This window comes from Streptomyces pseudoechinosporeus (genome assembly GCF_054783935.1).
Window position 1 is genome coordinate 194,544 of the sequence record NZ_BAAGPS010000001.1, and the last position, 20,153, is coordinate 214,696.

The 20,153-nt window shown below is 71.1% G+C and carries 18 protein-coding genes; 6 read left to right on the top strand and 12 right to left on the bottom strand.

Translation table 11 applies throughout. From position 1 onward, the window contains the following. Nucleotides 1-31: 31 nt before the first annotated feature. From cobT to ACYVO6_RS00900, 3 genes are all read right to left on the bottom strand, one after another. Complete coding sequence (gene cobT / locus ACYVO6_RS00890; RefSeq protein WP_461056437.1) at nucleotides 32-3,643, bottom strand: nicotinate-nucleotide--dimethylbenzimidazole phosphoribosyltransferase; 3,612 nt, start codon at nucleotides 3,641-3,643, stop codon at nucleotides 32-34. A 403-nt stretch (nucleotides 3,644-4,046) separates the two neighbouring features. Further along, nucleotides 4,047-5,273, bottom strand: a complete 1,227-nt coding sequence (cbiE, locus tag ACYVO6_RS00895; RefSeq protein ID WP_461056438.1) for a precorrin-6y C5,15-methyltransferase (decarboxylating) subunit CbiE — start codon at nucleotides 5,271-5,273, stop codon at nucleotides 4,047-4,049. Nucleotides 5,274-5,392: 119 nt separating this feature from the next. Further along, nucleotides 5,393-6,031: a GNAT family N-acetyltransferase gene (locus ACYVO6_RS00900; protein ID WP_461056439.1), complete on the bottom strand. Its 639-nt coding sequence runs from the start codon at nucleotides 6,029-6,031 to the stop codon at nucleotides 5,393-5,395. A 207-nt stretch (nucleotides 6,032-6,238) separates the two neighbouring features. On the opposite strand from ACYVO6_RS00900, the gene ACYVO6_RS00905 reads away from it, so the two are divergent. Further along, the gene (locus ACYVO6_RS00905; RefSeq protein WP_461056440.1) at nucleotides 6,239-6,598 is read left to right on the top strand and encodes a hypothetical protein; all 360 of its coding nucleotides are present in this window, start codon (nucleotides 6,239-6,241) and stop codon (nucleotides 6,596-6,598) included. Next, on the top strand, nucleotides 6,579-7,037 hold the full coding sequence (locus ACYVO6_RS00910) for a hypothetical protein (RefSeq protein WP_461056441.1): 459 nt from the start codon (nucleotides 6,579-6,581) through the stop codon (nucleotides 7,035-7,037). Before ACYVO6_RS00905 ends, ACYVO6_RS00910 begins: the two co-directional genes overlap by 20 nt. On the opposite strand, the gene ACYVO6_RS00915 is transcribed toward ACYVO6_RS00910, so the two are convergent. The 3 genes from ACYVO6_RS00915 to ACYVO6_RS00925 form a co-directional block, all read right to left on the bottom strand. After that, entirely contained in the window at nucleotides 7,034-7,537 is a 504-nt protein-coding gene (locus tag ACYVO6_RS00915; protein ID WP_461056442.1) for a GNAT family N-acetyltransferase, read from the bottom strand. The genes ACYVO6_RS00910 and ACYVO6_RS00915 overlap by 4 nt on opposite strands. 58 nt (nucleotides 7,538-7,595) lie before the next feature. Next, nucleotides 7,596-8,123, bottom strand: a complete 528-nt coding sequence (locus tag ACYVO6_RS00920) for an RNA polymerase sigma factor (protein WP_461056443.1) — start codon at nucleotides 8,121-8,123, stop codon at nucleotides 7,596-7,598. 100 nt (nucleotides 8,124-8,223) lie between these two features. After that, entirely contained in the window at nucleotides 8,224-9,384 is a 1,161-nt protein-coding gene (locus ACYVO6_RS00925; RefSeq protein WP_461056444.1) for a glycerophosphodiester phosphodiesterase, read from the bottom strand. A 330-nt stretch (nucleotides 9,385-9,714) separates the two neighbouring features. On the opposite strand from ACYVO6_RS00925, the gene ACYVO6_RS00930 reads away from it, so the two are divergent. After that, complete coding sequence (locus ACYVO6_RS00930; RefSeq protein WP_461056712.1) at nucleotides 9,715-10,386, top strand: lysophospholipid acyltransferase family protein; 672 nt, start codon at nucleotides 9,715-9,717, stop codon at nucleotides 10,384-10,386. Nucleotides 10,387-10,402: 16 nt separating this feature from the next. On the opposite strand, the gene ACYVO6_RS00935 is transcribed toward ACYVO6_RS00930, so the two are convergent. From ACYVO6_RS00935 to ACYVO6_RS00960, 6 genes are all read right to left on the bottom strand, one after another. Next, complete coding sequence (locus ACYVO6_RS00935) at nucleotides 10,403-11,662, bottom strand: sensor histidine kinase (RefSeq protein ID WP_461056445.1); 1,260 nt, start codon at nucleotides 11,660-11,662, stop codon at nucleotides 10,403-10,405. Beyond that, nucleotides 11,659-12,348: a response regulator transcription factor gene (locus ACYVO6_RS00940; protein ID WP_461056446.1), complete on the bottom strand. Its 690-nt coding sequence runs from the start codon at nucleotides 12,346-12,348 to the stop codon at nucleotides 11,659-11,661. The genes ACYVO6_RS00935 and ACYVO6_RS00940 overlap by 4 nt, the downstream gene beginning before the upstream one ends. A 19-nt stretch (nucleotides 12,349-12,367) precedes the next feature. Further along, nucleotides 12,368-13,540, bottom strand: a complete 1,173-nt coding sequence (locus ACYVO6_RS00945; protein WP_461056447.1) for a S1C family serine protease — start codon at nucleotides 13,538-13,540, stop codon at nucleotides 12,368-12,370. Between the two features lie 134 nt (nucleotides 13,541-13,674). Then, nucleotides 13,675-14,625, bottom strand: coding sequence for a VWA domain-containing protein (locus ACYVO6_RS00950; RefSeq protein ID WP_461056448.1), 951 nt, complete (start codon nucleotides 14,623-14,625; stop codon nucleotides 13,675-13,677). Nucleotides 14,626-14,695: 70 nt separating this feature from the next. Next, nucleotides 14,696-15,619, bottom strand: a complete 924-nt coding sequence (locus ACYVO6_RS00955) for a DUF58 domain-containing protein (RefSeq protein WP_461056449.1) — start codon at nucleotides 15,617-15,619, stop codon at nucleotides 14,696-14,698. Beyond that, nucleotides 15,616-16,620 (bottom strand): AAA family ATPase, encoded by a 1,005-nt coding sequence (locus ACYVO6_RS00960; protein WP_461056450.1) that lies wholly within the window; start codon nucleotides 16,618-16,620, stop codon nucleotides 15,616-15,618. Before ACYVO6_RS00960 ends, ACYVO6_RS00955 begins: the two co-directional genes overlap by 4 nt. Before the next feature lie 300 nt (nucleotides 16,621-16,920). Between ACYVO6_RS00960 and ACYVO6_RS00965 the strand changes: the two genes are divergently transcribed. The 3 genes from ACYVO6_RS00965 to ACYVO6_RS00975 all read left to right on the top strand — a co-directional run bounded on the left by ACYVO6_RS00965 (nucleotide 16,921) and on the right by ACYVO6_RS00975 (nucleotide 20,091). Next, complete coding sequence (locus ACYVO6_RS00965; RefSeq protein ID WP_461056451.1) at nucleotides 16,921-17,892, top strand: aldo/keto reductase; 972 nt, start codon at nucleotides 16,921-16,923, stop codon at nucleotides 17,890-17,892. Between the two features lie 115 nt (nucleotides 17,893-18,007). After that, the gene (locus ACYVO6_RS00970; RefSeq protein WP_461056452.1) at nucleotides 18,008-18,556 is read left to right on the top strand and encodes a TetR/AcrR family transcriptional regulator; all 549 of its coding nucleotides are present in this window, start codon (nucleotides 18,008-18,010) and stop codon (nucleotides 18,554-18,556) included. Continuing rightward, nucleotides 18,553-20,091, top strand: a complete 1,539-nt coding sequence (locus ACYVO6_RS00975; RefSeq protein ID WP_461056453.1) for an MFS transporter — start codon at nucleotides 18,553-18,555, stop codon at nucleotides 20,089-20,091. Before ACYVO6_RS00970 ends, ACYVO6_RS00975 begins: the two co-directional genes overlap by 4 nt. Nucleotides 20,092-20,153: the final 62 nt, after the last annotated feature.

Sequence of the window (20,153 nt, forward strand, 5' to 3'; positions counted from 1 at the left end):
TGCGGAACGACTGCCCACAGACCGGCGCCGCCTACTTCTCCGTTACCCCCGCTGAGTCGAACGTTGCCACCTCGTGCATCGCCCTTGCTGCGCTCTGGACCATGGGGAGGGCCAGGAGGGCGCCGGTGCCCTCGCCGAGGCGGAGGTCCAGGTCGACCAGGGGGCGGAGGCCCAGTTTGTTCAGGGCTGCTACGTGGCCCGGTTCGGCGCTGCGGTGGCCCGCGATGCAGGCTGCCAGGACCTCGGGGGCGATGGCGCGGGCCACCAGGGCGGCGGCGCCAGCGCTTACGCCGTCCAGGATCACCGGCGTACGCAGGGACGCGCCGCCGAGCAACAGGCCGACCATCGCGGCGTGTTCGAGGCCGCCGACCGCGGCGAGGACGGCGATGGGGTCGGCCGGGTCCGGCTGGTGGAGTTCGATGGCGCGGCGTACGACGTCGGTCTTGCGGGCCAGCGTCTCGTCGTTGATGCCGGTGCCGCGGCCGGTCACCTCGGAGGGGTCGGTGTCCGTGAAGACGGCGATCAGGGCGGCGGACGCGGTCGTGTTCGCGATGCCCATCTCGCCGGTGATCAGGGCTTTGTTCCCCGCGGCCACCAAGTCGCGGGCCGTGTCGATGCCCACCTCGATTGCCTGCTTGACCTCCTCGCGGGTCAGCGCGGGGCCGGTCGTCATGTCGGCGGTGCCGGCCCGGACCTTGCGCGGCAGCAGGCCCGGCGTCGCGGGCAGGTCGGAGGCGACTCCCACGTCGACGACACAGACCTCGGTGCCGACCTGACTGGCGAAGGCGTTCACGACCGCTCCCCCGCCGAGGATGTTGGCCACCATCTGGGCGGTGACCTCTTGCGGCCACGGGGTGACGCCCTGGGCGTGCACGCCGTGGTCGCCCGCGAAGATCGCTACGGCGGCCGGTTCCGGGATCGGGGGCGGGCACATCCGGGACAGGCCGCTCAGCTGCGCGGAGATGATCTCCAGCATGCCGAGCGCGCCCGCGGGCTTCGTCATGCGCTTCTGGCGCTCCCACGCCTCGCCGAGCGCCTTGGCATCCAGCGGGCGGATGTTGGAGACGGTCTCGGCGAGCAGGTCGTGCGGCTCCTCGCCGGGCAGGGCGCGGCGGCCGTACGTCTCCTCGTGGACGACCCAGGACAGCGGGCGGCGCTTGGACCAGCCGGCCTGCATCAGCTCGGGCTCGTCCGGGAACTCGTCGACGTATCCGACGCAGAGGTAGGCCACGACCTCCAGGTGCTCGGGCAGGCCGAGGGTGCGGACCATTTCGCGCTCGTCGAAGAAGCTGACCCAGCCGACGCCCAGGCCCTCGGCGCGGGCGGCCAGCCACAGGTTCTCGACCGCGAGCGCGGAGGAGTACGGGGCCATCTGCGGCTGCGTGTGGCGGCCCAGGGTGTGACGGCCGCCGCGGGTCGGGTCGGCGGTGACGACGATGTTCACCGGGGTGTCGAGGATGGCCTCGATCTTCAGTTCCTTGAACTGCTTCGCCCGGCCCTTGGGCAGCGATTTCGCGTACGCGTCGCGCTGGCGCATGGCCAGTTCGTGCATCGTGCGCCGGGTGTCGGCGGAGCGGATGACGACGAAGTCCCAGGGCTGGGAGTGGCCGACGGACGGCGCGGTGTGCGCCGCCTCCAGGACGCGGAGCAGCACCTCGTGCGGGATGGGGTCACCGCGGAAGCCGTTGCGGATGTCGCGGCGCTCGCGCATGACGCGCAGGACGGCCTCGCGCTCGGCGTCGTCGTAGCCGGGTGCGGCGGGGGCGGGGAACTCGCGTACGTCCGCGACGGGGGCCGTGCTCTCCTCCTGCTCCCTCTGCTCGGCCGCATCGGCGGCGGCCAGGGTGTCCAGGTCCTCCGCCTGCTGGGCTGCTACGGGCTGCTGCTGCGCCGGGTCCTCAGCGTGCTCGGTGTCCTCAACGGTGGGCTCCGGTACGGGAGTTGCCTCGGACTCGGCGGCGACCGGTTCGGCCAGTTCGACCTCGCGGGGAGCTGGGAGCGTGACGACGGGGTGCTCAGGGGCCGGAGCTTCGGAGGTCTCCGCGTCGGCGGGCACGGGCTGCTCCTCGGCTGCCGGTGCCTCCTCCGCGGGGTGCTCCGCCTCTGCGGGGTGCTCCGCCTCCGGGAGGGGTTCCGACTCCGGGAGGGGCGGGATGGTCATGGCGTGCGGGGGTGTCGGGGCGAGGTGGGGCGTCGTCGGGACGGTGCCTTCGACGGGCACGAACTGGCCGAGAGGCTGGTCGGGTTGCTCGGGTTGGGCCTGCTCGGGAGCTTGCGCGTGTATGGCTGCGTCGGCGAGGGCGGCTTGCTGCGGCTCGGCGGGGGCCTGGGCCTGGGCGTCGAACTGCCCTGACGCCTCCGCGTGTTCCGCGAACTGTGCGGCTTCCTCGGTGCCCACGGACTGCGCCGCCTCGTCCGCACCGGTGACCGGGGCCTGCGGCTCGGCTTCCGTGAACTGCTCGGCGGGGTCCTGGAGTTGCGGTTCAGCGGCGTGCGGAGGCAGCTGGGGCTCGGGCGCCTGCGGGAAGTGCGAGACCGCCGGGGCGGGCTGGAAGTGCGCGGCTTCCGCGTGATGGGGCGCGTGCGCCTCCTGCGCGGGAGCCTCAAGGTGTACGGGCTCCTCGTACTGTGCGGGTTCCTCGTACTGTCCCGACTCCCCTTGCTGTGCGGGTTGTTCCGTTGCCCCGGGCGCGTCATCCGGGACGTAGGCAGCCTCCGGAGCCGCGGCCTGCGGGATCTGCTCGGCTTCCGGGTTCTGCGGAGCCGAAGCCGCGAACTCCTCTGCGGCATCCGGGATTTCGGCGTAACCCTGGGCCTCGGGCACCGGTACGTACTCCGTCACCGGCACATCGGCGGAAGCCTCCACGGCCTCGGAACCGTGGTCGACATCGGAATCCTGGGCGGCATCAGGACCAGAAGCCCCCTCACCAACCGCCTCCTCCACGACCTGCGGAGCCCCGACCTCCAGGCCGACCTGAGGAACCTCACCGACCCCCACGCCCTCGGAGCCCTGCCCCGGCCCCGCTCCGTCGCCCTCCTCAACACCCCGGACGACCGTTTCTGCGGCACCCCCCTCAAGGCCCGCCTGACCCCGGGCCCCCCAGGGCGCCGCCCCCTGCAAAGCGATCTCGTCGCGCGGAACGCCGAGGTACTCGGGACCCACCGTGGGCGGACCGGACTGCCGTACGGGCACGGGGCCGGCCGGAGCACCAGCCGGACCCCGGTCGGCCAGCGAACGTACCGGGCTTCCGGCACTGTCCGGTGTCGGCGGACCGAGGTGCAGCGGACGACGGGCCGCGGGCGCCTGCCGCGCGGGCTCGGGAACGGGCACAGGTACGGGCTCGGGAGCAGGCTCGGGCTCCGGCAGCCGAACCCCGCCCAGGTCGACCGACCCACTGTCCCGGCCCGACATCTCATGCGGCCCAGGCTCGTGCACGACCTCGGGAACGGGAGCCGGTGGCGGCGGAGGGACCTCGTTGCCCCAGGCGCCCTGGGCGCCCGGCAGCAGCAACAGGTCTTCGTGGTCCTCGGCGGGAGTCTCGGAGAGGTAGGGGTACGCACCCGGCGCCTGGGCGCCCGGCTGCTCCACCATGCCTGCGCTCTCCGGCAGTCCCTCGCCCGGGATCTGGCCGGTGTCGGTCATGCGTACCCCTCGCCCATCGGTTTGTGCTCTACGACCTGCTCGTCCGGAGCGGCACACCGACCGCCCGCAGTGAAGAACGAGCATGCGTGCCGGGCGGCACGAACGGCAGTCGACAAAGCCATTAACAGGCATTGTCGCGGTCTGTCGTCCACCGCGGCAGGGTGATCCGCCACGGCCCGCTGTGGACTGCGCCACGTTGCGCGCCCTCCGGGTCCGCCGTACCACGCGCACCCCAAAACGGGGCCGTTTTCCGGACATCGACCGACGAAATTTCGGACAAGCCGACGCAGTACAACGATCGGCCAGCCTACCGCGAGCGGTACGACACCAGGATCACGGCAGGATCACGGGGCGCGGTCGGGCAGCGCCCGACCACCACCCCTCAACGAGGCTCCCCCGGTGCTTAACGCCTGGGGGTACCCCCATCGCGCCGCCCCAGTTCTCCTGAGAGCAGGAACGCGACGCTCCGTTCCTTCTCCGTCCAGGCGCGGGTGTCCAGTTCGACGGACTGCAGAAGCGCGCACTCGACCTGATAGCCGTGCTCCGTCAGGTCCCTGCCGATGAGTTCGGCGGCGTCGCGTGTCGCGGCGTGCGTGACGATCCGCTGGGGGCGCCGGTCGGCGACGGCGGATACCACCGCGGCGCCCCCGCCCCCGACACGCACGACATCGGGTTCGGGCATGTTCTCCAGGATGTGCGGCGCGGTGCCGTGCACGATCTGGAGCTGTACGCCGAAGCGGCGGGCGGCGTCCATGGTGCGGGCGCAGGCGTTCCGGTCGCGGTCCACGGCGATGACCCCGGCGCCACAGCGTGCGGCCTCCGTGGCGAAGGCGCCGCTGCCGGAACCGATGTCCCAGACGAGATCACCCACGCGCGGTCCCAGATGGGCGAGTTGAGCGGCGCGCAACGGCTCGTTCTCGCCCTCTCCGACCGCGCCGCCGTACGCCTCAGCGGGCAGCGCCCAGCCGCGCGGGCCCGCGCCCGGGTCGCGTCCGGCGATCCAGCCGCCGCGCTCGGTCGAGGCGACGGGCCCGCCCAGGACGATGACGACGTTCGGGTCGCGCCAGGTGTGGTCGGCGGCCTTGTCGGAGGTGAGCATCGTGACCTGTTCGCGGTCGGTGCCGAGTTCCTCGCAGATGACGAAGGTGCGGTGCACTCCGTCGAGGAGCAGGCCGAGTTCGGCCGGTCCGGCGCCGGGCGAGGTGAGGACGGCGACCTTGGTGTGGGCGCGGCACACGTTCACCGCGCGTCGCAGGGTACGGCGGTGGGCGACGACCACCTGGGCGTCGTCCCAGGGCATTCCGGCTCGGGCGAAGGCGGCGGCGACCGAGGAGACCGCGGGCACCACTTCGACCTCGAGGCCGAACTCGGGGGCGCGCAGGGTGCGTACGACTCCGAAGAAGCCCGGGTCGCCGTCGGCGAGGACCACGGCGGTGCCGCGGTGTCCGGCGATACGGCGGGCGGCGAGGGCGACGCTGCCGAGCCGGATGCGTTCGGCGGCCTGGGGCACCTCGGGCAGCGCCAGATGATGGGCCGCGCCGGCCACCAGTGTGGCGGCGCCGAGTGCGGAGCGCGCCGCGTCGGTCAGCGGCGAGCCGTCCCAGCCGATCACCGTGACCCGGTCGGCCATCGTCGTCAGTCTCCTGAAGTCTTCGCAGGTCGTCGAGTGGGAGAGTATGCGGAGCCCCGTGAGCGTACCTGGTGACTTGTGGTGATGTGGGCGAGGGTCGCGGCGACCGCCCGTTCGATTCAGTTCCAGTCGGAGTACGAGGTGAAACCGCTGGAGTCTGTGGGCTGCTCGCCGACGCCGTCAAGGTCTTCGGGGAGCAGGCTCCACACGATGTAGTCGGTACGCAGGTCGGCCCAGCCGCCGTCCTCGGTTCGGGTCCGGGCTATACAGGCGCCACGCAGGACGCCCTCGCTGATACAGCCGATCTTCTGGGCGACCTGCTGGGAGGCGGTGTTGTCGGCCGCCGTACGCAGCTCCAGGCGCTCGAACTTCTGGTCGCGCAGCAGCCATTGGGCGGTGGCGAGCGCGGCTTCGGAGGCGTAACCCTCGCCGCGGGCCCAGGGGGCGATGATGTACGACATCTCGGTGGAGCGCACATGCCAGTTCGCCTTGCCCAGCTGGACGATGCCGACCAGGCGCTGGGTGAGGAACTCGGTGACGGCGAGGTCGAGGCCCCGGCCCTCGGTGCGCTCGGTGGGCGCGTACTCGCTGACCCAGGTGCGGGCGGCGTCCTCGGTGAAGGGCTGCGGCACCGATGTCCAGGCTCCGACCAGCTCGTCGTTCATCATCTCGGTGAGGGCGGGCACGTCCTCGTCCTCGAGAGGGCGCAGCACCAACCGCTCCGTGCTGAGGGAGATGTCGGGGAAGGTGTTCGTCATGCGCCGCTCCGTAACCTTCAGGGACCATCGGGCCTGCTGAACTGCCCAGCATGCAGCATGAGAGCACTGAACTGCACCACGGGGTCTACTCCTTGTGAGAGAGCGAACCCTGTGAGTCGCGGTGATGGGGCGTCAGGCGGTCGATACGACGGCAGGGCCCCCGGGGGCGCGGGCGCCGTGTCTTTTGGCCCGTAATAGGGTCTGAGCATGCTTGATGCCCTGACGTGGGCGACCACCGTCGCCGCGCTCGTGCTCGCCGCGTGGTGCGGCTGGGCCGCCTACCGGGACCAGCCGACCAAGGACTGGCACTTCATCGGTATGGCGGTGGTCTCGCTGCTCGCCCTGGCCCAGATGGTGGTCGGGATCGTTCAGCTGGCGCGCGGCGAGAAGCCGGAGCAGGGCACGACGATCTTCGTGGCGTATCTGGTCGGCGCGTTCGCCTGCATCCCGGCGGCGGGCTTCATGTCGCTGGCGGAGCGCACCCGTTGGGGCTCGGTGACGGTCGCGGCCGGCGGTGTGGTGCTCGCCGTGCTTCAGGTGCGGCTCTATGACATCTGGGGAGGCTGAGGTGCCTGTGGCCGAGGAGAAGCCCGCGCGGACGCGGCTCATCAGCGGTCCGGGCATGCTGCTGGTCTGGCTGTACGGGGTGATGGTCGTCGGCGCCGTCTCGCGCTCCGTCGTGCAGATCACGACGGAGTTCGACAAGGCCCCGCTCGCCTACTCGCTGTCCGCGGTCGCGGGCCTGGTGTACGGCTTCATCACGTACTCCCTGGTCCGCGGCGGCGAAACGGCCCGCAAGGCGGCGCTGGTGTGCTGCGCCGCCGAACTCGTGGGCGTACTGACCGTGGGCACCTGGACCCTCGCGGACCCGTCCGCCTTCCCCGACGCCACGGTGTGGTCGGACTACGGCATGGGGTACTTGTTCATCCCCGTGCTGCTCCCGGTGACGGCGATGTTCTGGCTGCGCAAGGCGCGTACCAAGGCGCCTGCCGGGGAGCAGGGCTAGGCGCTCGCGACGAACGCGCCCGCCTCCACCGGCTTGGCCAGCGTCACCAACGTGAGCCGCTCGTGGACGCGCCGCCTGGCCACGGCCTCGTAGCCGTGCCTCCGGTACAGCTGGAGGTTGTGCTCGCTGCGGTGCCCGGTGAACAGCTGGAAGCTCTTGACCGCGCCGCCGTCGGAGAGCCTCGCCTCGATGGCGTCGAGCAGCCGTCCGCCCAGGCCGTGCCGCTGCATACGCGGGTGGACGATCAGCTTGTCGATGCGCGCCGTCCCGTCCGCGTCCACGGCGCCGCGCACCGAGGCCACCACCTCGTCGCCGAGCCGGGCCACCAGGACCGTGCCGCTCGCCAGCTCCGCCTTGAGGGAGGCGAGGGACTGGGTGAGGGGCTCGATGCTGTAGTCGCCGTACAGCTCGGCCTCGCTCTGGTAGCAGAGGAACTGCAGTTTGAGGATCTGTTCGGCGTCCTGCTCGGTCGCCCCCGAGATGGTCACGCTCATGCCCATGTGTGCATGCCTCCCGCTCACCTGCTCCGCCGGTTGTCCCTCACTCCTATCCCCGCGCTCACGGGGGCGCAACCTCCTCGGTGAGCATTCGACGCAGACATCCCAGGCATCTGGAACGTTCCGGACCGAGACTGCCCTGTGAGATACCCAACTCCCCCGCGATCTCCCGGTATGTCAGGTCTTGCGGGGACAAGAGCGCCGCCATCAGACGCGGGCAGCGGCCGGGAAGCCGACGTACGGCGGAGTGCAGGGCGCGGCGTCGGGCGGCGGTGAGCGCGAGTTGCTCCGGGTCCGGTCCGCTCTCGTCGGCGGGCTCGGTGCCGTACGGCAGCTCGACGCTCGCGGTGCGCCGGCTGCGGCGGGCCTCGGTACGGACGGCGACGCGCAGCCAGTCGGCGGGATCGGCGGGCGGGCCGTCCGCGTCGAGGTGTTCCAGGAGCCGCAGCCAGACGGCCTGTTCGAGGTCGCCGGGCTCGGTCCCGGAGGCGTGCGCCTCCGCGGAGGCTTCGGCGGCGAGCAGCGGGCTGAGCGCGGCGACCATGCCCGTGGCGGACATATACGTGGCTGCCATATCCGTGACAGACATGTCATGCGTCATATGCGGCACGACGCGGTCGCTCCGGGAGAGGTTGCCCGGAGCGACCGTTTATCACCCCAACCGGTGCATCGGGGCTCAGTCATTGACCTCAGCCGTTGACGAAGTCCTCGTGGGCGAGGAGGCCGGTGTCCGGGTTGTCGGTGAAGACGCCGTCGATGCCGGTCTCGAAGTAGACCTGGAAGGCGCCGAAGACGTCGCCGTAGGCGTTCGGGTCCGTGCCCTTCCTGAAGTCGGCGGGCAGGAAGGTGTTTTCGTTGCGCATCGTGTACGGGTGCAGGATCAGGCCCGCGTCGTGCGCGTCGTCGACGAGGGTGGTCGGCCTGGTGAGCTTGCCGCTCGCGTCCTTCGGGATGACCAGGTCGAGAGTGGGGCCGAGGCCCTGCGCGTACGAGGCGATCCACTTCAGGCCCTCGGGCTTGACGAGGTCGGCGACGGTGCGCGGGTCGCCTGCCTGGACGAAGTCCCAGGGGCGGCTGTTCGCGGAGGACAGCAGCACGACGAGCGGGTTGTCGACCAGCTTGTTCAGCCGCTGGATGCTGCTGGGCTCGAAGGACTGGAGAAAGACGGGCGCGTTCTTCTTGTGCTTGCCGTACTTGCGCAGCAGCTTGGCGAGCCGCTCCTCAAGGCCCAGGCCCAGTCCCCGGAAGTAGGTGGGGTGCTTGGTCTCGACGTGCAGCCACACCTCCTTGCCGCGCTTACGGCTCTCGCGCTCGGCCCAGCGCAGGACCTCCTCGAAGGTGGGAACGTCCCAGCGTCCGTCGTACAGCGTGTTGTGCGGGCGGTTGCCCGGGATGCGCTCCTTGGCGCGCAGCGTCTTCAGCTCGGCGAGCGTGAAGTCCTCGGTGAACCAGCCCGTGAAGGACACGCCGTCGACGCTCTTCGTCGTCCTGCGGCCGGCGAACTCGGGGTGGTCCGCGACGTCGGTGGTGCCGGTGATGTCGTTCTCGTGGCGGCACACAAGGTGGCCGTCCTTGGTGGGGACGAGGTCCTGCTCGATGACGTGCGCGCCCATGTCGAGGGCCAGTTGGTACGCGCCGAGAGTGTGCTCCGGCCGATAGCCGCTGGCCCCGCGGTGCCCGATGATCGTCGGCACCGGCAGGCTCTTGTAGCCCCCGCCGCCGTGACGTTCGGCGGCTGCGGCCGCGCCGGGCAGAGCGAGGGCCGCTCCGCCCGCGCCCAGCACCGCGGCCCCGAGCAGCGCCCGCCGTCTCGTGCCCCGCCCCTGCTCGTCCGACCCCTGCGTCCCCATGAGCGCTCCTCACATTGCTGCCCTGCACCTGCCAAATCCGGACGATCGTAGGTGCCCTTGGGTGACAGGTGGGAGACCTGGGACGGAACACGCGGATGATGCTGAGTGTCGTATGAGGTGCGGGAGTTGACGGGACCTCGATCTGACAGATGCGGCATTCCTCACACATCTCGTGCAGGTGTCGGACGTGCAACAGCGCGACACCCAAGGTAAACAAGTAGCGACACTGCGTATCCACTCCGTGAACCCGGTGTGCAACACCCCGGGGGCCGCGAGTATCGTCCTCACCTGCAGAGACTTATCCCTTTTCCCTTGACACCGGAGGGCCCGTTGTCCCGCTTCGCGCTCATCAAGGCAGTGCTCGGACCGATCATGCGCCTGATGTTCCGCCCACGGGTGGAAGGTGCGGAGCACATCCCTGGCTCAGGACCGGTCATCCTGGCCGGCAACCACCTCACGTTCATCGACTCGATCGTGCTGCCGCTGGTCTGTAACCGTCAGGTCTTCTTCATCGGCAAGGACGAGTACGTCACCGGGAAGGGGCTGAAGGGCCGTCTGATGGCCTGGTTCTTCACCGGTGTCGGCATGATCCCGGTGGACCGGGACGGCGCGAACGGCGGGGTCGCGGCGCTGATGACCGGCCGCCGGATCCTGGAGGAGGGCCGGATCTTCGGCATCTACCCGGAGGGCACCCGCTCCCCCGACGGCCGCCTCTACCGCGGTCGTACGGGCATCGCGCGCCTGACCCTGATGACCGGCGCCCCGGTCGTTCCGTTCGCGATGATCGGCACCGACAAGCTCCAGCCGGGCGGCGCCGGCATCCCGCGCCCCGGTCGCGTCACGGTCCGCTTCGGCGAGGCGATGGAGTTCTCCCGCTACGAGGGCATGGACCGCGACCGCTATGTACTGCGTGCCGTCACCGACTCGGTGATGGCGGAGGTCATGCGTCTGTCGGGTCAAGAGTACGTCGACATGTACGCCACGAAGGCCAAAGCAGCGTAAAGCACTTACGACCACGTCAGACGGCGGGCTGCTCCTCGGGCGGCCCGCCGTCCACGTGCTCGGCGCCCGGTGCGGGGAACCACAGGACGAACGTCGAGCCCTCTCCCACCCGGGAGAACAGCCGGACCTGGCCGCCGTGGGACTCCACGATCTGGCGCACGATGGCGAGACCTAGGCCCGCGTGCCGGTCCCGTCCGCCGCCGTTGCCCTTCGCTCGCCAGAAGCGGTCGAAGACGCGGGCCTGGTCGTCGTCGAGGATGCCAGGGCCCTCGTCCTGTACGGACGTCCACAGCCAGCCGTCCTGGCGGCCCGTCGAGACGGTGATACGGGTGCCGGGCGGAGCGAGCCGTACGGCGTTGGAGAGCAGGTTGCCGATCGCGCGTCGCAGCGCGTCGTGGTCGCCGATGACCGTCAGGCCCGTGGCGAGGCGGCGGTACAGGACGAGACCGCGCTCCGCGGCGAGCGGCACGAACTCCTCGCAGGCCTCGCCGGCCGCCGCCGCCAGGTCCACGTCGGCGTCGGCGAGCGCGGGTGCGGTACGGCGGGCCGTGGCCAGCAGGTCCTCGACCAGCCGTGTCATACGGGTCGTGGCGCGGTCCACGCTGCGGGCGGCGGCCCTGCGTTCCGCCTCGTCGGACTCCTCGGTGGTCAGCACCGCGTCCAGGTTGGCGCGGATGATGGCGAGCGGGCTGCGCAGTTCGTGCGAGGCGTCGTCGATGAGCTGGCGCTGGGCGCGGAAGGCCTCGTCGACCCGGTCGAGCATGGAGTCGATGGTGTCGGCGAGGTCGCGCAGTTCGTCTTTCGGCCCATCCAGCCGGATGCGCTGCGAGAGGTCGGTGGCCTGGATGTCGGCTGCCGTACGGGAGATGGCCCGTACGGGACGCAGCACGCGGCCGGAGAGGATCCAGCCGATGGCGAGGCTGGTGACGCCGAGGCCGCCGAGGACGAAGAAGGAGGAGCGGCGGAGGTTGTCCAGGGTGGAGTAGTTGACGGCGGCCTCGACCTCCTTGAGCTTCACGGCGTCGAACTCGCCCATGTAGACGCCGTTGATGTACTTCTTCGCCGGGAACGAATTGCTGACGGGGTGCGCCTCGCCGCTGCGCTCGACCGCGATGTAGGTCGCGCCGAGGACGAGGGCGGTGAGGACGAACAGCAGGCCGGAGTAGAGGACGGTGAGCCGGAAGCGGATGGTGTGGGTGAAGGCGGGCAGGCGCAGCTTCGCCCTCACGAGCCGGAGTGCGGCGATCAGCCCGCCCCGGCGATGGTGGCCGGTCATCCCGCGTCCTCCCTGAGCCCGTTGTCCTCCTTGAGCCGGTAGCCCTGCCGGATCACCGTCTCGATGAGGGGCTCCTCGTCTCCGGTGATCTTCCGGCGCAGGGAGCCGACCGTGACCCGCACGGTGTTGGTGAACGGGTCGGCGTTCTCGTCCCAGACGTGCTCGAGCAGTTCCTCGGCCGGTACGACGCGGCCGGGGCGGGTCATCAGATAGTGCAGGACGCCGAACTCCTTGGGGGTGAGGTGGAGTGGGCGTCCCCCGCGGAAGGCCTCGAAGCGGGCGGTGTCCAGGCGGAGTTCGCCGACCTCGACGACCGAGGTGCCGCCGTCCTCACGGCGCAGCAGGGCGCGGATACGGGCGAGGAGTTCGGGCAGCATGAAGGGTTTCACCAGGTAGTCGTCGGCGCCCTCGTCGAGTCCGCGGACCCGGTCGGCGAGCCGGTCACGGGCGGTGAGCATCAGGATGCGGGGGCCGCCCGGCGTCACTCGTGCCGCCCGGCACACCGAGAACCCGTCGCCGTCCGGAAGATTCAGGTCGAGCAGGACAAGGTCGTAGTCGTTCACGGCCAGCTTCTCCGTGGCCGTGTCCACGTCCGGGGCGACGTCGACGGCGTATCCGGCCCTGACGAGGCCAAGCCTGAGCGCGACGACCAGGTCTTCTTCGTCCTCGACTATCAGGAGTCTCATGTCTGCTCCACCCCTGCCGTTAACTTGCGTCGATGATCGCCTGCGCGGCCTCCCTCGCGTCGGCCACGGGGATCGCGAAACCGATGCCTATGGAACCACCGCGCTGCTGGTCCAACGTCGCGATGGCCGTATTGATGCCGATGACGCGCCCCCTCGCGTCCACCAGGGGTCCGCCGGAGTTTCCCGGGTTGATCGACGCGTCGGTCTGCAGGGCGCGGCGTCGTTCACCACCCTCGCCGAGCTGTACGGAGCGGTCGAGGGCGCTGACGATGCCGGAGGTGACGGTTCCGCTCAGGCCGAGCGGGGAGCCGATGGCGAGGACGGTGTCGCCCACACCGGGCCGGGCGCCGGTGGCGAGATCGGCGGCGCGCAGACCGCGTGCCGTCTCGGGTTCGAGAACGGCCACGTCGTTGGCGCGATCGTCGCCGAGTACGTCCGCACGAAGCCTCCGGCCGTCCTGCAACTCGATGGACACCTCCGAACTGCCCGCCACCACATGGGCGTTGGTGAGGATCCGGCCACGCTCGTCGAACACGAACCCGGAGCCCTGACCGTCGTCCGTCTGGATCGACACCACGCTGGGCAGCACCCGCGCGGCGACGGCTTCCAGCCCGCCGACGTCCTGCGCGGCGGCGGGCTCGTCGGAGTCCGACTCGCCGAAGCCCCCGGCCGCGTACCCCGCAGCACCGCCCGCGAGCACGGCGGCGAGGACCGCCGCAACGATCGGGCGGGGCTTTCGGGGGCCTCGCTGGGCCGGTGCCTGCGGGGTGGCGTACGGGGACGTATACGCCTCCGCCGGCCGGGCCCCCGCCACAGGCGGCCCGAACGTCGACGGTGGTCGGCCCGGCACGAACGCGGGCCCGCGGGGTTCCCCGAGGCCGGTGTACGGGGGCTCGGTGGGCCTACTCGAGTACGGGTCACCGGCCTGTGCACCTGGCTTCACACCGCCGTACGGATCGTGCGACGGCGCGACCGGGGCTGCGTCCCGGGCGCCCACGCCGTCGAACGGGCCGCCGCGCGCCGCGGCCAGACCCGGGTACGGGTCGTCGGCGTCCGGCCTCGACCAGCCGTCGTCCGCGCTTCCGGCGTCACCGTACGGATGCTCGCGGCCCGTGGCCGGATCATGGCCGTCGGGCTCGGGGCCCGGAGGGGCCGCGGGGCCGGGGTGGCCGGTGTATCGGTTGTCGGACACGAAAGTTCCTCCTTAAGCGGACTTGCGAAGTCCGGTGCAGTACCGGCGCCCCATAGGGGCGCGGGGAACTGCGCGACCAGCCACAACGAACCCGCAGCGTCGAACCGCACCCCCAGCGGAGCGCCCGCGCAGCGTCACGGCAACCTCGAGAACCAGAGCAGCGATGTAGCTGCGGCGGCCAAGGCCGCAAGCAGCCCCGCGGCTACGAACCACTGCCAGATCTCGCGTTCCTCCGTGCGGTGGCCCACGGAGCTGCCGATGTCCTCGTACACCGCCTGGAGTTCTTCCCCGGTCGCGGCCTCGTGGAAGTCGCCGCCGGTGCTGGAGGCAAGGTTCTCCAGGGCGGGGCCGTCCACAGGGACCGGGATGCTGTCGCCCGAGGGCAGCTCAATGGTGCCCCCTTCCGTGCCGTACGCGATGGTCGAGACCGGAATCTGGTCGCCGGCCGCCTCTTGGGCCGCCTCTTCGATGGAGCGGCCCGTGGTGTTGGAGCCGTCCGACAGGAGCACGATGTGCGCGGGCGGCGGGCGCCGCTCGGCCTCCCGGTCGAGCATGCGGACGGCGTCGCGCGAGGCCACGACGGCCTCGCCGATCGCCGTGCCCTCGCCGGTGGTGAGCCGCTCGATGGCGGTGCGCAGCGCGGCCCGGTCGGTGGTCGGCGGCACCGCCACGTTCGCGGTGCCGCTGAACGGGACGAGCCCGGCGTTGAAGCGCTCGGGCAGCCGGTCGACGAAGGCGAGGGCCGCCTGCTGGGCCGCCTCGAAACGGGTCGGCTCGACATCCGTGGCCTCCATGGAGGCCGAGACGTCGAAGGCGACGACGATCGTGGCCCGTTCGCGCGGCACCTGCACCTCGGTGGTGGGCCGGGCGAAACCGACGATCAGCAGGCCTACCATGGCGCAGAAGGCGGCCGCGGGGACATGCCGGCGCCAGCCGGGCTGCTTGGGCGCGACCTTGTCGAGCAGATCGAGGTTGGTGAACCGGACGGCGTACCGGCCGCGTCGTCGCTGCACCACCAGATACACGGCGATCAGCGCGACCAGTGGCACCAGGAGCAGTAGCCAGCCGGGCGAACGCAGACTCATGGCAGCTCCCGGAGGACGGATGGGGATGGGGACGGCGGTGACGTGGCGCTCACCTGCGCGGGCCGGGCGTTCACGCGGCACCGCCTCCGGCCCTGCGCCGCTGGGCCGCGACATGGCGTACGACATCACGCACCCAGTCGCGATCCGTACGCAGCCGCAGATGGGCCGCGCCCGCCCGGCGTATGGACGTCTTGATCAACGCCCGCTGTTCCAGCGCCGCCGCGGCGTACCGCTCGCGCAACCGCCGTGCGTTGGTGGGGATTTCACGCCTGCGGCCGGTCTCGGGGTCGACGACGGTGAGCAGGCCCACGTCGGGCAGCTCCAGTTCGCGGGGGTCGACCGTCTCGACCGCGAGCAACTGGTGGCGGTGGGCGATGGTGCGCAGCGGCTGCTCCCAGCCGGTCTCCAGGAAGTCGGAGACGACGGCGACGAGGCCGCTGCCGGGCAGGGTGCGCAGCGCGTACAGGGCGTCGGCGAGGCTCTGACCGGGGGCGGCCGGGCCGGGTGCCACGCGGGGACGGTCCAGGGCGGCGCGCAGCACTCTGAGGAGGTGGGCGCGGCCGGTGCGCGGCGGGATCCGCCGGATACCGTCGGGGCCGGTGATCTGGGCGCCGATCCGGTTTCCGGCCCGCTCGGTGAGGAAGGCGACGGCCGCGGCGGCGCCGACGGCCAGATCGCGTTTCTCCATGTGAGCGGTGCCGAAGTCCATGCTCGCGGAGGCGTCGAGGACGATCCAGGTGGTCAGTTCGCGGTCGGCGAGGGTGAGCCGGACGTGCGGGACGGTGGTGCGCGCGGTGGCGCTCCAGTCCATCCGGCGTACGTCGTCCCCGATGGCGTACGGACGGGTCTCGGCCACCTCGCTGCCGGGACCGGGCACCAGCCCCGGGTGGTCGCCCTGGAGCAGGCCGTCGGGGCGACGGGTGAAGAGCAACTCCAGGTGTTTCAGGGCTTGTTCGGGAGTGAGTTCACGCAGGCTCGGGGTGCTGCCGCTCATGCCGCATTCTCCTCCTGGTCGGGCCCGAGGTCGTGGCGCGGACTGACGCGTGGCTGCTCCACCGCGGCCAGCACCTCGTCGACGATCTCGGCTCCGGTGATGCCGTCGGCGAGCGCGTCGAAGGACATCACCAGCCGGTGCGCGATGACCTCGTGGGCCAGATCGTGTACGTCCTCAGGGAGGACGTAGCCACGGCCGCGCAGCAGGGCGAGTGCGCGGGCGGCGGCGACCAGGCCGAGGGTGGCGCGAGGTCCCGCACCGTGCGCCAGCCGGCCGTCGCGGCCCGCGAGTTCACGGGTCGAGACGATCAGCCGTACGGCGTACTCGGCGATCGCGTGGTGCACGAACACCTCGTCGGCCGCGCGCTGGAGCGCGATCAACCGCTCCGGGGTGAGGACAGGGCGCGCCCGGGGTGGGTCGACGCTCATCCGGTAGAGGATCGCGAGCTCTTCGGACTCGCTCGGGGCGGCGATCTCCACCTTGAGCAGGAAGCGGTCGCGCTGGGCTTCGGGGAGTTGGTAGACGCCCTCGGACTCGATGGGGTTCTGGGTGGCGAGTACGAGGAACGGCTGGGGGACGGGGATGGTGGTGCCGCCGATGGAGACCTGGTGCTCGCCCATCACTTCGAGGAGCGCGGACTGCACCTTGGCGGGGGCGCGGTTGATCTCGTCGGCGAGGACGAAGTTCGCGACGACGGGGCCGGGTTCGACGGTGAAGGTCTCACTGGACTGCCGGTAGATCCGGGTGCCGGTGATGTCGGACGGTACGAGGTCCGGGGTGAACTGGAGCCGTGCGAACTTTCCGCCCGCGACCTGGGCGAGGGTCTTCGCGGCGAGCGTCTTGGCGACACCCGGCACGCCCTGCAGCAGGCAGTGCCCACGGGCCAGGACCGCGGTGAACATCCGCTCCACCATGCGATCTTGGCCGACGATCACGCGCTTGACCTCGAAGAGCGCCTCTTCGAGAAGCTTGCCGTCGCTTGTCTCGCGGTTCGTGGTCACAGTGCCTCCGCGCTGTCTGATGCGAGGACCGTGTGGGGCGTACGTGTCATGGTCTTGTCGCTCCTTAGCGCCGTCGGACTGCGGCTCCGCCCGGCGCACGGGGCGCGGGCGAGGCCGTTGTGAGGCGTTGCCTGGGAGCAAGACCATCAGGCGGAGGCGAAAACCGGCTTAAGGACGGCGGCAAGATCCGGCGGAGCCGAGTTCGGGGACGTCCTCACCGCGGGTCGGCACAGCGGCCCATGGCCATAGAAACGGTTACGTTGGTCCGAGCCGCAAAGGAGCGACCGAACGGAGCCCGCGATGCCCTTCGCACGACTCGCCTCAGCGACGACCCCCACCTGCCACATCGGCCTGGGCCTCGCCGCCGTCGGCCGCCCCGGCTATATCAATCTCGGCCGCGAGAGCGACCTCCCGGCCGAACGCAGCGTCGAGGCGTTGCGCGAACGTTCCCATGAACTCCTCGACGCCGCCTACGCCCAGGGCGTGCGCTACTTCGACGCGGCCCGCTCGTACGGCCGTTCCGAGGAGTTCCTCGCCGACTGGCTGCGCACCCGGCCCGAGGTCGACGATGTCGTCATCGGCAGCAAGTGGGGCTACACCTACACCGCCCAGTGGCGGGCGGACGCCGAGGAGCACGAGGTCAAGGACCACAGCGTCGCCACGTACGAGCGGCAGCGCGCCGAGTCCGCCGGACTGCTCGGCGACCGGCTCGACCTGTATCAGATCCACTCGGTGACCCCGGACAGCCCGGCCCTCACCGACAAGGAACTCCACGCCAAGCTGGCGGAGGCCGCAGCCCAGGGGCTCACGATCGGCTTCTCCACCAGCGGACCCGCCCAGGCCGACGCCATCCGGGCCGCGCTCGCCGTGACGGTCGAGGGCGAGCCCCTCTTCCGTACCGTCCAGGCCACGTACAACGCCCTGGAGACCTCCGCCGCGCCCGCGCTCGCCGAAGCACATGACGCCGGGCTCACCGTGATCGTCAAGGAGGCCATGGCCAACGGCCGCCTCGCCGGTCCGCACGCCCCGGAGGCCGTACGCGCCATCGCCGAGGCGGCGGAACTCGGCGCCGACGCGGTCGCCCTCGCCCTCGTCCTGCGGCAGCCCTGGGCCGGTGTCGTCCTCTCCGGCGCGGCCACCGTCAACCAGCTCGTCTCGAACCTGCACGCCGCGGTGGTGGACCTGGACGACGAACAGGCGGCCCTGCTGTCCGCACTCGCCGAGGAGCCGGGCGCGTACTGGGAGCGGCGCGGGCAGCTGCCCTGGCACTGAGCACCCACGGATCACCGGAGTACAACACCGCAGGCAGGCATGACTGAGCGAGCATGGATGAGCCGCGTACGCCTTGAATGAGACATCCATGTCTCATATGGGCTATGTTTGTCTCATGGCTGTCGATCGTGCACATGTGCTTCGCAGCGCCGCCGCGCTGCTCACCCGGAAGTCCACCGCCACCATGGACGAGGTCGCCAAGGCGGCCGGGATCAGCCGGGCCACCCTGCACCGCCAGTTCGCCGGGCGCGACGCCCTCGTACGAGCGCTCGAAGAGCTCGGCATCGAGGAGTGCGAGGCGGCGCTGGACGCGGCGCGGCTCGAGGAGGGGTCCGCGAGCGATGCCGTACGCCGACTGGTGCGCGAGGTCGAGCCCGCCGCCGGGCTGCTCTCCTTCCTCTACACGGAGAACCAGCTCTTCGAGGGTGAGCAGCAGAACGCGGGCTGGGAGCGGCTCGACGCCCGTATCTCCGCCCTGTTCCGGCGTGGCCAGGAGAGCGGCGAGTTCCGTATCGACCTCACGCCTGCCTGGCTCACCGAGGCGCTGTTCGCACTGATCGCGTCCTGCGCCTGGGTCGTCCTGAGCGGCAAGGTCGCCGCCAAGGACTTCCACCACATGATCGTCGAGCTGTTGCTCGGCGGCGCACTACGGAGAGAATCATGACCAGCACACAGCAGTGGACGGCGGCGGCCGAGGTGGAGAAGCGCCCCGGGCGCTGGCTCGCCTTGGCCGTGCTGGTGCTCGCCGTGCTCCTTGTGGCCGTCGACGCGACCGTGCTGGGGCTTGCCACCCCGTACATCAGCGAGGACCTGAAGCCGTCCGGCACGCAGTTGCTGTGGATCGGTGACGTCTACTCGTTCGTGATCGCCGGTCTGCTCGTCTCGATGGGCAGCCTCGGCGACCGTATCGGCCGTAAGAAGCTGCTGCTCATCGGCTCGGTCGCGTTCGGTCTGACCTCCGTGCTCAACGCCTATGCGAGCACTGCGGAGTTGATGATCCTGGCGCGGGCGCTGCTCGGTGTCGCGGGCGCGACCCTGATGCCCGCCACGCTCGCCCTCATCCGCAACCTCTTCCACGACCCGCGCGAACGCAGTCTCGCCGTCGGCATCTGGGGCGCGACCGCCTCCGCGGGCATGGCGATCGGACCGATCGCCGGCGGTTTCCTGCTGGAGCACTTCTGGTGGGGTTCCGTCTTCCTCATCAACCTCCCCGTGATGGCGGTCCTCGTCGTCGTCGGCATGAAGCTGCTGCCCGAGTCGCGTAATCCCGAGCCCGGCCCGTGGGACCTGATCAGTGTCGTCCTGTCGCTCATCGGGATGGTCGGCATCGTGTACGGGGTCAAGGAGGCCGCCGCGCACGGGGTGAGCGGGGAGGCGGCTGCCGCGGGGCTGCTGGGTGCCGCAGCCCTCTTCGGCTTCGTACGCCGTCAATTCGCGCTGGAAACGCCGCTGTTGGACATGCGGCTGTTCCGCAACCGCGGCTTCTCGGCGGCCGTGCTCGCCGATCTGCTGACCATTCTCGGCCTGTCCGGTCTGGTCTTCTTCCTCTCGCAGTATCTGCAACTCGTCCAGGGGATGCGGCCGTTGGTGGCGGGTCTCGCCGAACTGCCCGCCGCGGTGGGCGCGGTGGCGGCCGGACTGATCGCGGGTTCGGTGGCGCGCCGCTACTCGGTACGGGCCGTCGTCGCGGGCGGGCTCGCCGCGATCGGCCTCGCGCTGGCCACGCTCACGTTGCTGAGCCAGTCCACCGGCTATCCGCTGCTCGGCGGCGCGCTGCTGGTCGTGGGCGTCGGCGCGGGCTTCTCGTTCACCGTGACCGCCGACGTGATCCTCTCCAGTGTGCCCAAGGAGCAGGCAGGCGCCGCGTCCGCGGTCTCCGAGACGGCGTACGAACTCGGCGCCGCCCTCGGTATCGCGCTCCTCGGCTCCATCGTCACCGGCGTCTACGGCGGCTTCACGGCTCCGGCCGGTACGTCCCCGGAGGTGGCCGCCGCGGCGCACGAGTCCCTGGGCGGCGCGGTGGAGGCGACGGCGGGTCTGCCGAACGCTCAGGCGCTGCTGGGCGCCGCCCGCGCGGCCTTCGTCGACGGGCTCACGCTCGCGGCGGGTGCCGGTGCGGCGGTGCTGCTCGGCGCGGCGGTGGCGGCGTGGTTCCTGTTGCGCGGCCAGCGGCTGGAGGGCGGGGCGGAGCACCCGTAGCCCTGGCGTACGGGTGCCCAAGTTCCCTGGCCACGGGCCGCTTTAAGCCCGTTTTCGCCCTC